This window comes from Niastella koreensis GR20-10 (assembly GCF_000246855.1).
Classification (GTDB): Bacteria; Bacteroidota; Bacteroidia; order Chitinophagales; family Chitinophagaceae; genus Niastella; species Niastella koreensis.
Map to the genome: position 1 here is coordinate 3,040,668 of NC_016609.1, position 15,208 is coordinate 3,055,875.

Below are 15,208 nucleotides of genomic sequence, written 5' to 3' on the forward strand. Positions count from 1 at the left end.
AAGGTCATCATAATAAATATTATTTGATGGAGATCTTTACTGTCTTCAGGTCTTTCTCTGCCGAACTGTTTCCATATAACAACTCATACTCACCAGCCGCTACTGTCATTTTCCCGAATTTTTCATCATAAAACTCAAAGGCTGCAGGCGGCAGGTTGATAACCGCCGTTGTGGTTTTCCCCGCCGGAATGGCTATCCTTTTAAATCCCCGCATAGTTTTCAACGGTCCGTCGCTATCACCGGTTTTGCGTACATATACCTGTACAATCTCGGTGCCGTTGCGTTTGCCGGTATTGGTAACCGGGATGGATAGCTCAATGCTTTCACTATTGCTGATGTTTGTTTTGCTGAGTTGTGCAGTACCAATTGAGAAGGTGGTATAACTTAAACCGAAACCAAATGGGAAAAGCGGATCACTCATAAAGCGGTAGGTCCTTCCCTTCAGGGAATAATCTTCAAAACCGGCCAGTTGCGTGGTATCCTTGTAAAAGGTAACGGGCAGTTTACCCGAAGGATTGTAATCGCCAAACAGTACATCGGCCACCGCCTGCCCGCCCGATTCGCCGCCATACCAGGCCTGCAGAATGGCATCGCAGCTTTCCGTTTCAGGCACAAACCCGATGGCCGAGCCCGAGCAATTGACAAAAATTACCTTTTTTCCTGCGGCTTTTAATGCTTTTAAACAATTGCGCTGCACTTCGGGCAATTGAATATCGGTACGATCGCCGCCTTTAAACCCGGGGTATGATACGGGCATTTCCTCGCCTTCGAGCAAGGTGGAAAGGCCACCAACAAATACCACTTCATCAATTCCTTTTAGTTTACTGATGAGGCCGCTAAAGTCGATGTCTACTTCCTTACCAAAATCAAATTCAATATTTGCCTGCCAGTTGTTCAACTGGGCAAAGCGTACTTCTATTTTATATTTTTTGCCACTCTCTACTTTGAAGGGAACTCTTGAAAGCAGGGTGCGCCAGTTATTGGTCCTTCTTACCATTTCTCCGTTTACATATAATTGCATGGAACCGGTAGCACCGCATTTAAACACGATCTCTTCGGTGCCGGCAGCAACAAACTCCGTTTCATATAAAGCAGAAAAATTCTCCAGCTGAACGCCCGAGGCAAATTCATGCTGGCCTGCAGTGGTTAGTTTTAAGGGATTGGCTATTTGTTCGGTAATAACCGGATCACCTTTCATTTCGCGGTTGTTCCAGTACGTGGCTTTAAACCCTTTTTTACCGTTGAAGGAACATTGTGAAAAATAGCTTTGTGTTACCTTGTTCTCTACCAGGTCGCATGCTTTATCATACAACACGCCATCGGGCGGCATTTTAGCGCGGATGCCACTCACAATATTGATGGTTCTAACCGGCCTGCCATTATAATTGCCCCAAAGCACAGGATCGTTATCGGCATTGGGCCCAATTACAGCTATCTTTTTTGCATTTCTTTTTAAAGGAAGGATATTGTTCCTGTTCTGCAGCAGGGTCATCGATTCCTGCGCCATATCCAGGGCCAGTTTTCTATGCGCTTCGTTGTTGACTACCGACATGGGAATGGCAGCCCAGGGCACTACCGCATCGTCATCCATTTCGCCCAGATCGAAACGCCCTGCCAATACGCGCAGCAGGTGTTTGTCAATTTCTTTTTCGGTGATCAATCCTCTCGACACAGCTTCGGGCAGGTTTTTAAATGCATAGCCTTCCCACACACATTCCACATCGGTGCCCGCCAACGCGCCTTTGGCAGAAGCATGCACGGCATCGGACGAAACTTTATGACTGGTAAAAAAATCAGTGATGGCGCCACAGTCTGAAACCACCACGTGTTTAAACCCCCAATTGTCGCGCAGGATGGTTTGCAACAACCGGTTGTTGCCGCAACAAGGCTCGTCATCCAGCCGCTGGTAAGCGCACATTACCTGGCGCACATCGGCCTCCATTACCAGTGATTTGAATGCAGGCAGGTAAGTTTCGTACAGGTCGCGGGGCCTTACCTGGTACAGGTTTAATGTGTGCCTGCTCCATTCAGGACCTGAGTGTACGGCAAAGTGCTTGGCGCAGGCCAGTAATTTCCGGTATCTGGCATCGGCAGGCCCCTGCAAGCCTTTCACTACTGCAACGCCCATACGCGAAGTGAGGTAAGGATCTTCGCCATAGGTTTCCTGGCCACGGCCCCAGCGGGGATCGCGGAAGATGTTGATATTGGGCGTCCAAACCGACAAACTCAAAAAGCGCCGGTTTTCTTTCCCATTCCTGATGGCATCATGGTATTTGGCCCGCACTTCATCGGACGTGGCATCAAAGATCTTATATACCAGCGTATCGTCGAAGGAGGCCGCCATGCCAACGGGTTCCGGGAAAACCGTCACCTTATCGTTATTGGCCAGGCCATGTAAGGCCTCGCTCCACCAATTGAATTTTTTGATGCCCAGCCGGGGTATTGCCGGGGACTGATCGAACATCAGGGAGGCTTTTTCTTCCAGGGTCAACCGGGTTATCAGATCTTTGGCCCTTTCTTCTGAAGACAGATCCGGGTTCTGATAAGGCAGTTTTTGTGCAAAGCTGGATGTAGAAAAAATTAATCCCGCTACTGCAGTCAAAAGGAAAGTTATTCGCATGGCAGCATCGTTTTAGGCAGTCAAATTTTTGTACGGAAATCAAAAACGTCAGTCGTACATTTAAATCAAATTTAGCCCTGTCGCTAACGGGGTAATTGCCAACTTTGAAGGAATTCTTAGCAATTTTGTTCGATCCCGGGGCGACATTCTATTAAATTACCAAAACGATTGCAAGACATGCGAAAATATATTTATATATTTTTAAGTTACCTGTTAATCACTTACCTCAATACCCACGCCCAAACCGGGCAAATCAATTTTACTTCGCTTTCTACCCGGGACGGTTTGTTATCCAATTCGGTGAATGCTATTTTAAAAGACCGCTATGGGCTTATGTGGTTTGCCACTGATGACGGTTTGAATAAATTTGATGGGACCAATTTTACAGTATACCGCTATATTCCGGGCGACAGCACCAGCCTGCGCACCAACGAAGTGCTTGCCTTACATGAAGACAGATCGGGTAATTTATGGATCGGCACCAGCGGTGGCGGCCTCAGCCTGTACGACCGCAAAAAAGACCAGTTTGTACATTACCCGGTAAGAACGGGAACGCCTACCCTCTCGGGCAGCGATGTGATCCGGGGCATTTGCAGTGATTACCGGGGCAGAATATGGATCGCGCAATATGCAGGATTGTATATGCTTGATCCGGAAACGCAAACCATTTCAAAACAACAGCTGCGCGATGAGGCCGGCCGGCCGGTAAAAACAACCCTGCTTTCTATTTATGAAGACAGTAAACAACGGTTGTGGATCGTAAGCGATAACGGCCTTTTCCTGTATAACGTTCAAACAAACAGGTTCAGGCTGTATGAAAACATCAAAACAGACCCTTCCAGTTTGCCCACCAACAAGATAAAAGCTGTTACGGAAGACAAATGGGGTAATATCTGGGTGGGAACTACAACCGGGTTAAGCAGATTGAAGCCGGATGGATCGGGGTTTATTCATAACAGGTATTTACACGGCACCGAAATTAATTATTTAGCCGGCGACGGCCAGGGCTTTTTATGGATAGGCAGCTTCAGCGGGTTGTACGTTTACAATATACAGGCGGATAGCTGCGCTGTTTTTACCCATGAGAACCGCAACCATCAAAGTTTAAGCAGCAATGCAGTGCGGTGTATATATATAGATAAACACGGCATTTATTGGGTGGGCACTTACCAGGGCGGTGTTTGCAAATATGACAAAAACCTGAACCTGTTCAACCTTACATTAAATAGCAGTTTCCAGGAAAACAGGACCAATACCGCCGTTATTATGGCCCTGGCCGAAAATAAGAACGGCCAGGTGTTGCTGGGAACAAATGGCAACGGTTTATATGCATACGATCATACAAAAGAACAGGTTTATCCTGTGAGCCTTCCGCTGAAAAACATCCCGGCCAATTCCCTGTCGGTGCTGGCGCTGCAGCCAACGCGAAACAATAAATTATATATTGGCACTTTTGCCCGGGGCGTGATCATTACCGACCTGCAGACAGGCGCCTATAAACAATTTTTAAAAGGGCCGGGCCCCAACGATCTTACCAGTAACGACATTTTCAGTTTATTTGAAGACAGTAAAGGCAATGTGTGGATAGGCACCAATGGTGATGGAATTATTGTAATGAAGAATGAGCGGGTAATTGCCCGGTATTTTCCACTGGGCAACGGGGTAACGCGGCTGCCCATTAATGGTTATATCAGGGCCTTTGAGGAAGACGCCGATGGCAATATCTGGATTGGCACCCATGGCGGCGGTATTGCAGTATTTGAACCCGCAACTGGTAAATGGACTATTTACACCCAGGAGAACAGCCAGTTACCGAGCAATAAAATACACTGTCTGCACCGCGATAGCAAAGGAAAAATGTGGATCGGTACGTTTAGCGGGCTGGCTGCCTTTGATGCGAACAAACACCTGTTCACCTTTTTCTCAGAAAAAGACGGACTGCAAAACACCATGGTGTATGAAATTGTGGAGGACGCAACAGGTAAATTATGGTTATCTACCAATACCGGTATAAGCAGGTTTGACACGGAAACAAAAAGTTTCCGCAACTTCACTCACCTGAACGGCCTTCAGAATTCGAATTTCATTCGCGGTGTTGGCCTGCGCTTAACAGATGGCGAATTGCTTTTTGGCGGTTGGGATGGGTTCAATCATTTTTATCCCGACCGGCTTACGGTTAACCGCAATGTGCCGCAGGTAATTTTAACCGATCTGAAGATCTCCAACAAATTGGTTGCGGCCGCCAACGATGCCCCCATTAAAGAGCATATTTCAATAGCCAGCGAAATACACCTGAATTACAAACAAAATTTTGCGCTGGGTTTTGTAGCCCTCAACTATACCATTCCCAAGCAAAACCACTACGCTTATAAACTGGATGGCTTTGATAAAGACTGGAACTATGTAGGCGCCGCCAACATGGCCTCTTATACCAACCTTGACCCCGGTGAATATACTTTCAGGGTAAAGGCCAGCAACAATGATGGCATCTGGAGCACAAAAGACACTACTATAAGCATATTTGTAAAACCGCCTTTCTGGCGCACCACTTATGCCTATATATTTTATGCACTTGCCATTGCCACCTTGCTCCTGTACAGCAGGTACAGAGGTATAACCAGGTTAAGAAAGAAGTTCGCTTTGGAACAGGAACGGCAGGAAGTTAAACGGATACAGGAACTGGACCGGATGAAGCTGAAATTCCTCACCAACCTGAGTCATGATTTCAGAACGCCCATCTCATTGATCATGGGGCCGGTAGACCAATTGATCGAAGGTGAAGGAAACGCCGGAAAATTGGAAAAACTAAGTATGATCAGGCGGAATGCGAGAAGGCTGCTGAACCTGGTGAATCAATTGCTCGACTTCAGAAAGCTGGAAGAGCATGAATTGAAATTACAGGTATCGAAAGGCGAGTTTGTTTCCTTTTTAAAGGAAGTGTCGGAATCTTTCAGGGATATGTCGGAAAGAAAACATATCCGGTTCACCTTCAAAACCTGCATCGACCGGCTGGATGCTTATTTTGACGGGGATAAAATGGAACGGATCCTTTTCAATTTATTATCCAATGCTTTCAAATTTACTTTAGCCGGCGGCCAGATCACTGTTGACCTCCAGAAGGCAGAAAGCTCGGATGACCAGGAATATACCTGGGTTTACATCAATGTAACAGATACGGGCATTGGCATTCCCAGGGATAAAAAAGATATGATCTTTGACCGTTTTTTTCAAAACGACACCAGCACAGCTATACTTAACCAGGGCACCGGCATTGGGTTGTCCATCACGAAAGAGTTCATCCGGTTGCATGGCGGGAACATAAGGGTAGAAAGCGAGCCGGGAAAAGGATGTGCCTTCACTATACAGGTGCCGCTTAAACGCGCCCATGAAACCGTTATTGCCGAACAACCGGTGATGAAATCAGAACCGGAGTTTGTAAACAATGCCCTGAACGGTTCATCCCACACGCAGGAAGATAACCCCATGAACGATGCGCTTTCGGTACTGCTGGTGGAGGACAATGATGATTTCAGGTTTTACCTGAAAGACAACCTCCGGGATAAATATAAAGTAATAGAGGCCGCGAACGGCAAAGAAGGATGGCAAAAAGCATTATCCACCCATCCGCAACTGATCGTAAGCGATATAAGTATGCCTGAAATGGATGGAATAGAACTTATTAAAAAGATAAAATCCGATAAAAGAACGAGTCATATCCCGGTGATCCTGCTCACGGCCATGACTGGCCAGGAACAGCAATTGAAAGGACTGGAAACAGGCGCCAATGATTATATTACCAAGCCTTTCAATTTTGAAGTATTAAATGCCAAAATAAAGAACCTGCTTCATTTAAAGAACACTATGCAAAGCACCTATACGAAGCAGATAAAGATCCAGGCTGCTGAACCGGTAATAGAATCTGCGGATGAAAAACTATTGACTGAAATCGCCACTTATCTTGAAGACAATCTTACCAATCCGCAATTGTCTGTAGAGAGCTTAAGCAAACAGTGCAGGATGAGCAGAAGCACTTTATATGCCAAACTGCTGGAACTGACCGGTCAAACACCGGTAGAATATATCCGTTCTTTCCGTTTGAACAAGGCTGCCTTATTGATGGAAAAAAGCACTATGACCATTTCAGAGATCTCATACCAGGTTGGCTTTACCACCTCTAATTATTTTGCCAAATCGTTCAAAGGCCAATATAACATGCTGCCTTCGGAATACATTGCAAAATTCAGGAAAGCAACCCCCAACGATAACAGTTAATAAACTTAACCATTATGAAAAAAATCATTTCCTTCGTAATTATTATCACTACCATTTCCTGTGCGCCCCGCCAAATCCAGGCACAACAGGAACAGTCCATCCCTTCGCTGAAAGAAACATTTAAAAACGACTTTTTGATAGGTACTGCAATAAACCCCGCACAGATCGAGGAAAAAGACCCGGCTGCCGCCCGGTTGATACCCATGCAATTCAACGCCGTGACCCCTGAAAACAGCATGAAAGCGGCCTTTATTCACCCGGGTTGGGACCAATACAATTTCACGCTGGCCGACCAACTGGTTGAATACGGTAAAAAGCACCATATCAAAATAACTGCGCATACACTTATCTGGCACAGCCAGTTGCCCGGCTTTGTAAGAGGCATGAAAAATCCTGATTCGCTCAGGCAATATTTTACCAATCACATAACCACCCTCGCCAGCCGGTACGACGGGAAAGTATTTTCCTGGGATGTTGTAAATGAAGCGCTGGATGATAATGGCTCCCTGCGCCAATCGATCTTCCTGCAGCAACTGGGCGAAGATTATATAGTGGAAGCTTTCCGTTTGGCGCAGCAGGCCGCCCCTCATACTGAATTATATTATAACGACTATAACATAGAACAACCCAAAAAAAGAGCCGGGGCCATTGCGCTCATCAAAAAGATCAAAAAAGCAGGCGTTCGCATCGATGGTGTCGGCATCCAGGGGCATTGGCGCGCTTCGCACATTCCATTGGCTGAAATAGAACAAAGTATTCTTGACTTTTCAGCGCTTGGCGTGAAAGTGATGTTCACCGAGCTGGACCTGAGTGTACTGCCCAACCCATGGGACAGGGATAATGCTGATGTAAGCGCCACGGCCGATAACAGCACTGCCAAAGATCCCTACCCTAACGGCCTGCCCGATTCCATGCAAACAGTATTGGCCAAAGGTTATGAAGACCTGTTTAATTTATTTGTGAAACACAAAGACAAGATCAGCCGCGTTACCTTCTGGGGGGTGAATGATGGTCAATCGTGGTTAAACAATTTTCCGGTGCGTGGCCGAACCAATTATCCGTTGCTGTTCGACCGCGCGTTCAATGCCAAACCGGCCTTTTATTCGGTGATAGCAACCGGGAAAGAGAGAACTGCTGCAAAGTAAATTTCGCCGGAACGAATCCCGGGAAAAAGGCGCGTCGATTGCTCAAAATAACGCAGCTATTGCCAAAACGACGCACTTATTAAGTATTTACAGGTGTGTAGATTTAATTTCTAATTTTGGGTCCTTATTTAACCAATTCCCCGGACCCTAAAGAATAACCCTTCCGGGCATTCGTATTATGAATAAATTAATTTGTTTTCTTGTGCTCTGCTCTGTTATAGCATCCTGCAAAAAAGAGAAAGAGTACGTAGTGAACCCGCCCAAAATTGCTGAAAATCTACAAATCGACCAGGTGATCAATGATTCTACCCTGGTTTTTAAATGGGGAAAATATCCCGGCTATAATTTTAAAGGCTACTTTCTTAAACGAAAGGCAACTTATATTAAGAATGGGGTTGTTAATACGTATGAAGAAATTATTGACTCCAGTGCTGATATAAACCACCTGAGCTTTACTGAAAATCAGATGCCTTATGCCAGCAATCTTACTTATAACGTATACGCACGGCACGACGGAGAGAGCATCTGGGATACTGCCTATTTTTTTGGAAGTGTATCCTACAACAGACCCAATACCCTGCTTAGCGGCACCCCTTCCGATGCCTTGATGGACCTGCAAAACAAAAGGCTGTATCTTATAACAGATGGGAAAAAGATAACTATCGTTAATTATGACAGCAGACAGGTGGTTTCAAAAGAAATGCCATTCACCATTGGTTATTGCGCATTGGGAGATTATAATGGAAGCAGTGAATTGTATGTTCCTGTTAATGATGGTTCCCTGCAAATACTGGATGCCGGCACCCTGCAATTGAAAGATAAAATATATGTTGGGGGAACTGTTATTGCTTCTGTTGCTGCCTATAATCAAAAGCTGTATGTTGCTTCCTCAAACACTACTGAACCGCCGCATACAAATACCATTAAAGTATATGACCGCGCCACTAAAAATATCGTTAGTTCGTCAGGTAACGGTAACAATGGGAGGTTACTGCCGCTTAATGGCACTTCCTTCGAGTTTGTTGATCTTACAATAGGCTTCAGTACCAAATCTCTTAATTATCATAAATTTAGTTCCGGTGGGGCGTTTATTTCTGAAACAAATAATTATTATGACTTTAACTCCCAACTCGATGCTTCTATAATGCGATCATTTCCTGATGGAAGCAAGTTTATCAGCTCTTATTATGGGTCCATCTATGACAAGTCGTTGTCATTGCTGGGCGCCTTAAAAGGCGGGGCTTATGCTGATTTTGCTTTTAATAGTGATGGCTCGGTTATTTATGCCGCCAATACAAATCCGCAGAGAATTGATGTCTTCGGTTACCCGGTGTTAACCGTTACCAGGTCTTACCCCGTTAAGGCAAGACCTTTCAGAATCTTTCGCGACGGTAATACCCTGGTTTGTGTAAGTATATATGGGCAGTACGGTAACAGTGCGTATAACTACATCATTGTTGAAAAAATTAATCTGTAGCCCCAATGAAAAAAATAACTGTTTTTGTTTCGATGGTATTTATTATAGCGGCCTGTAAGAAAAAAGAGGTAATCAACTTATATGAACCACGGGCCTGCTTTTGGTTACAAAATTCTCAATCTTTTTTGGCTACTCAGTACCAGGATTCAGGTTCTGCTACCTATATAGATTCCAATTTTTACTTTACCGCCTGTTATGATTCTACAGGCGCTTATGTATATGATTGGAATTTTGGCGATGGAACAACTTCTGCGGAAAGAAACCCGGTTCATAAATACAGCAAACGCGGAAAATACCAGGTTACGCTCACGGTTGCCAATGACAGCAAGGTTTCTCATACTGCACAAAAGAATGTATGGGTGGCGTTGGGCGAAAAGTATATTACTTTCAATAACACCATCGATGTATATCCCCTGGCAGTAGAAGAAACTGTGAATAATGAATTTGTGTTGCTGGGCGCCAGTGGAAATAATGCGTCATTTTATTTAATGCGTTTTGACAGCCTGTTAAATCAGCAAAGTATGAAAACCTTTCCGGCGGGTTATCGTTTCAGATCGATGCAGGCGGTAACCGATGGTAATTATATTGTCACCGGAACAACCCAGGGGGCAGGCAAAACAAATGAGCTGATAAAAATAAAGGCCGATGGTACGGTGCTTTGGAATAAAAACCTTTCCAGTGACGTGGATTATACCAATGCGGCACAAACCCCTGATGGTGGTTATGTAGTTGTTGGTTCAAAAACCATTAATGTGCCGAATGTTTATGGCCTTACTACTAATGTAACAGTTGTTGATAAAACCGATAACAACGGTAACCAGCAATGGGAAAAGATCTTTGATGGTGAGTTAATGATAAAAACCAGCGATGCGGCTATTGAGCAGGATGGAATTGTAATGGCGGGCGTTGTAAAAAGGTATAACTACAGTTTATGCTCAACCTGCGATTCGCTCAGACTGACCAAATTGGATTATTCAGGCAATACGGTTTGGAAAAACACCATACTCTGGGCGCTTAATACCTACGATTTTGCGGGCACGCATACGACCAAACTTACCAATGGTAATTATGCGGTATATAATGATACCACACAGGCAGTTTATTACTTTACAGCCGATGGTCAGTTTGTTGATCGCATATTTGCTGAAAACAGGATCATAAATCTGGTCAACAGTGCCGATGGAAAGCTGTTTACCTTACTGGATCCGGGGAACTATTTAGGCGTATCCAAACTGGGGATCGATGGAAAAGAGCAATGGTTGAATTCCATTACAGGAGGAAAGCCATTAAATGGAAATTTGCAGAGCGTTTTCAGTAAGCCTGTCACCATTCGCCGGTTACGAAATGGCAGTCTGCTTGTTGTGGGCAAATGGAACGTGTACAACACATCGGGCTTCGGTACTCATGCCGAAATATTATTACTGCAGCTGAATGAAAATGGGAAGCCGATATAGGGTATTACACTTCATCATGATGTTTGAACGTGTTGCGATAAAAGAACCAATAAATTATCGGAAATATCAACAGAGTCAGAATAGTGGCGGTGATGAGTCCGCCAATGATGACTATTGCCAAAGGTTTTTGTGATTCTGAACCAATACCTGTAGACAGGGCCGCGGGTAACAGCCCCAATGCTGCCATCGTTGCTGTCATTACTACAGGTCTGGTTCTTACCCGCACCCCTTCAATGATAGCCCGTCCCAATGACAATTTTTGTTTTAGTTTTCTATTAAATTCAGAAATTAAAATAACCCCATTTTGAACGCAGATACCGAACAATGCGATAAACCCAACACCGGCAGAAATACCAAAGTTAATTCCTGTTATATGCAGTGCCAGAATGCCGCCTATTAAAGCAAATGGAACATTTACCAAAACCAACCCGGCCTCTTTTACATTCCCAAACATGATAAACAACAGCAAAAAAATAGTTACTAAACTAATTGGAACTACCTGGCTTAACCGTTTTGTAGCGCGCACCTGGTTTTCAAATTCACCGGCCCAGCCTATACTATATCCTTCCGGCAATTTAACATGTTTATTTACCTTACTCTGTGCTTCCATAATCGTACTTCCCAGGTCTCTTTCCCTTACAGTGAATTTGACGCCAATAAAGCGTTTTGTGTTATCCCTGTAAATAAATGCAGGTCCGGTTATTTTCTGTATTGTTCCAATTTCTTTGAGCTGAATTTTTTCACCCCGTAAAGTGGGCACCATCAAATTGGCAATATCCTGCTCGTCTTTTCGGTAATCTTTCTGATAACGGATCCGGATATCAAATTTCCTTTCCCCTTCAAACTTTACCGTTGCAGTTTTTCCGCCAATAGCCATTTCAATAACAGCCTGCGCATCCGCCTTATTTACTCCATAAATGGCCATTTTCTGTTCGTCCAGGTCAACACTGATTTCCGGTTGCCCGATATTCCTTAAAACGCCTACGTCTTTTATGCCCGGTACGGTTTGTATTTGTGCAACTATCTGATTAGCGAGCCTGTCGAGCATGTTCAAATCATCTCCAAATATTTTAACTGCATTGTTGGCATTCATGCCAGCCACTGCTTCTGCTACATTATCAATGATCGGCTGGGAATAATTATAAATAATTCCCTGATAATTCCTTAACCTATTATCCATTTCTTCCACCAGGTCATCCATCGATAACTTTCGTTTCCATTCTTCTTTTGGCTTTAAATTTACCTGCATCTGTACATAGTAAAAACCACTCGGGTCTGTTCCATCGTTGGAACGGCCTGTTTGGGATAAAACACCATTTACTTCAGGAAAGGTCATTAATTCTTTACGCAATGTACTTACCATCTTTACCGTTTCATTCAGAGAGCTGCTCATTGGCATTTTGGCTTCTACCCATAAAGCCCCTTCGTTCAATTGAGGCAAAAACTCTGTTCCCATCCATTTAAAAGAAAATAAGGTGCCTGCCAACAGGCCGAAGGCCAGTAAAAGGCTGGTACTTTTATGATGAAAGGTCCAGTGAAAACATTTATCAACTCCTTTGTTGATAAAGGAAACCACTACATTGTTCTTTTCTCTTACATTATGTTTTAATAAAATAGAACAAAGAACAGGAACTAACGTTAAGGTAAAAAGCAACGCGCCCAGCAAGGCAAATCCTAATGTCCATGCAAGCGGGGAAAACATTTTACCCTCTACTTTCTCAAATGAAAAGATCGGCAGCAATGCTGTAATGATAATTAACTTGGAAAAGAACACCGCCTTCCCCATCTCTGTTCCCGCTTTCCTGATTAATCCAAATTTTGCCAGTTTATTAAATCGTTCCATCCCGGTTTGATGCGCCAGGTGGTCAAGGGCAACAAATAATCCCTCCACCATTACCACGGCGCCATCGATAATGATCCCAAAATCCACTGCGCCCAATGAAAGCAGGTTAGCGCTCATGCCTTTTAATTTTAAACACAAAAAAGCAAACAGCAGGGCCAGGGGAATAATTATGGAAACAATTACTGTTGTACGCCAATCGGCCATGAATATAAATACGATTACCGTTACCAGGATGATCCCTTCCACCAGGTTATGCATTACGGTATGGGTACAGTAACTCATCAGGTTGTCGCGGTCATAAAACGTAACCATCTTTACGTCGGCCGGCAGTACTTTTGTATTCAGTTCGTCTATTTTTTGTTTCAGCCGCTGTAACACTTCACCCGGATTCTCGCCTTTTCGCATTACTACAATTCCCTCTACCGCGTCATCGTTATTGTTCAGGCCCACCTGTCCTACGCGCGGGGCGCTTGATTCAGTAACCGAAGCTACATTCTTTACGAGTACGGGATTGCCATGTTCATTATCCACTATCGTATTCTCAATATCTTCTATAGTGGTAAGCAGCCCCAGCCCCCTGACCACATAAGCCTGTCCATTCTTTTCGATTACATCTCCCCCAACGTTCAGGTTACTTTTAGATACCCGTTCAAATACCTGTAATGGGGTCAGGTCAAATTTTTGCAGTTTTACCGGGTCGGCACTTATTTCATAAATCTTTTGCTGACCGCCAAAGGCCACCAGGTCAGCAATGCCGGGAACAGATCGGAGCTGACGGTCAATTACCCAGTTTTGTATCGTCAACAAATCACGGGTATCCCTTTTATCACTTTGTAATGTATAACGAAAAACCTCCCCGGTAGGTCCATAGGGAGGTTGTACATCAGGCTCCACTTCTTCCGGCAATTGCACATTCCGCAACTGGTTATTGACCTGCTGGCGGGCGAAAAAATCTTCCACATCATCTTCAAAAATGATCTTGATAACAGAAAGGCCAAACATGGTGATGGAACGTACATTCGTTTTTCGTTGCACGCTGTTCATGGCGATCTCTATGGGAGTGGTTACGAATCTTTCCACCTCTTCGGCACTACGTCCATTCCATTCTGTAACTATTATAATCTGCGTATTGGTAACATCGGGAAATGCTTCGATGGGGATTTTTAGAAAACTGTATATGCCGGCTATTATAATAATGCCTACCCAAAAAAAAGTGAAAAACCTGTTCTTGATCGAAAATCCTATTATATTCTTGATGAATTTGTTCATGCTCAGTTTTTTAGAACCATTCTTTCAGGTAATAGGTGATTGTAATGTTAATCATTCAACGCATCATAGATCAACAGCTGGTTTTGACAAACTACTGTTTCCCCCTCCTGTAGCCCATCCAAAATATAAGCATCGTCACCTGACTGGCGGTAAACGTCTATTGCCCTCGTCTCTATATGACTGCGGTCTTTATACACCATTACCCAGTTTTTGCTTTTGTCGAATATTATTGAAGAGGATGGGATCGTGATAAGTTTTCTTTTCTCGTTGTAACGCAACGATACAGTTGCACTCATTTCCGGTTTCAGGGCCAGGTCGGTATTAGGGATCCGGATGCGTACTTTCATGGCTTTTGTATCGGGATCGAGAATATTAAAGATGCGATCTACTTTGCCGGTAAATACCCTGTCGGGGTAACTGATGGTTTTAATGGAAGCATCCATTCCCTGCGATATTAATCCGATATCAGATTCGTTCACATTTGCCAGTACCCATACCTCATCAATTTGTGCAATAGAGAATAGATTGTTTACATTATTACTGTTTAACAGTACATTTTGCGTGACATTTTTTTCAATAATAAATCCACTGATAGGCGCAGTGACATTATACAAATCCCCCTGCTTCAAATTATAAATACCATACACTTCATTGATGCGGTGTAAAGCGCCTTTGGCCTTTTCCAGTTCCTTTTCTGCGGCTACCAGGTCTTTTTCAGAGTTTAATTTACCTGCAAACAAGTCTTTGGCCACCTGCAGATTTTTTTCGGCGATCGCTACGTCATTAACAGCATCAAGACGTTCCTTTTCGTAGCCGGCCACTTCCCCACTTCTGATAACCGCCAGTACCTGGTTCTGTTTCACGTAATCTCCCAGTTCTACATTTACTTTAATAACATTGCCGCCTACTATTGGAAATACCTGTGACAGTTTACTGTTGTCAGCAGTGATTTTTCCGTATAACCTCAATTCATTTTTTACATCATCCAATGTTGCTTTGGTAAACTTTGTTTTTGCTAACATGGTATCGGTCAGGACAAATGTATCAGCTGAACTATCTAAAGTTTTTTTATTTCGACAACTATCTAAAAAAAGATGCATGATAACACAAAGCAAAATAAGTCTCATA

The 15,208-nt window shown here is 44.0% G+C and carries 7 protein-coding genes; 4 read left to right on the forward strand and 3 right to left on the reverse strand.

Annotated features, from left to right (window positions below; all coding sequences use genetic code 11):
• Positions 1–19: 19 nt before the first annotated feature.
• Positions 20–2,620 carry a xylan 1,4-beta-xylosidase gene (xyl3A, locus tag NIAKO_RS12050; RefSeq protein ID WP_014218697.1) on the reverse strand — a complete coding sequence of 867 codons (2,601 nt, stop codon included), beginning with the start codon at positions 2,618–2,620 and terminating at the stop codon, positions 20–22.
• Positions 2,621–2,797: 177 nt separating this feature from the next.
• Between xyl3A and NIAKO_RS12055 the strand changes: the two genes are divergently transcribed.
• The 4 genes from NIAKO_RS12055 to NIAKO_RS39575 all read left to right on the forward strand — a co-directional run bounded on the left by NIAKO_RS12055 (position 2,798) and on the right by NIAKO_RS39575 (position 10,968).
• A complete protein-coding gene (locus tag NIAKO_RS12055) occupies positions 2,798–6,892 on the forward strand; it encodes a hybrid sensor histidine kinase/response regulator transcription factor (protein WP_014218698.1) in 4,095 nt (1,364 codons plus the stop codon).
• Between the two features lie 14 nt (positions 6,893–6,906).
• A complete protein-coding gene (locus NIAKO_RS12060; RefSeq protein ID WP_014218699.1) occupies positions 6,907–8,037 on the forward strand; it encodes an endo-1,4-beta-xylanase in 1,131 nt (376 codons plus the stop codon).
• A gap of 202 nt (positions 8,038–8,239) precedes the next feature.
• Positions 8,240–9,514: a hypothetical protein gene (locus tag NIAKO_RS12065; protein ID WP_133055347.1), complete on the forward strand. Its 1,275-nt coding sequence runs from the start codon at positions 8,240–8,242 to the stop codon at positions 9,512–9,514.
• Positions 9,515–9,519: 5 nt separating this feature from the next.
• Entirely contained in the window at positions 9,520–10,968 is a 1,449-nt protein-coding gene (locus tag NIAKO_RS39575) for a PKD domain-containing protein (RefSeq protein ID WP_014218701.1), read from the forward strand.
• 4 nt (positions 10,969–10,972) lie between these two features.
• On the opposite strand, the gene NIAKO_RS12075 is transcribed toward NIAKO_RS39575, so the two are convergent.
• The gene (locus NIAKO_RS12075) at positions 10,973–14,080 is read right to left on the reverse strand and encodes an efflux RND transporter permease subunit (RefSeq protein ID WP_014218702.1); all 3,108 of its coding nucleotides are present in this window, start codon (positions 14,078–14,080) and stop codon (positions 10,973–10,975) included.
• A 47-nt stretch (positions 14,081–14,127) separates the two neighbouring features.
• Positions 14,128–15,102, reverse strand: a complete 975-nt coding sequence (locus NIAKO_RS12080; protein WP_207622448.1) for an efflux RND transporter periplasmic adaptor subunit — start codon at positions 15,100–15,102, stop codon at positions 14,128–14,130.
• Positions 15,103–15,208: the final 106 nt, after the last annotated feature.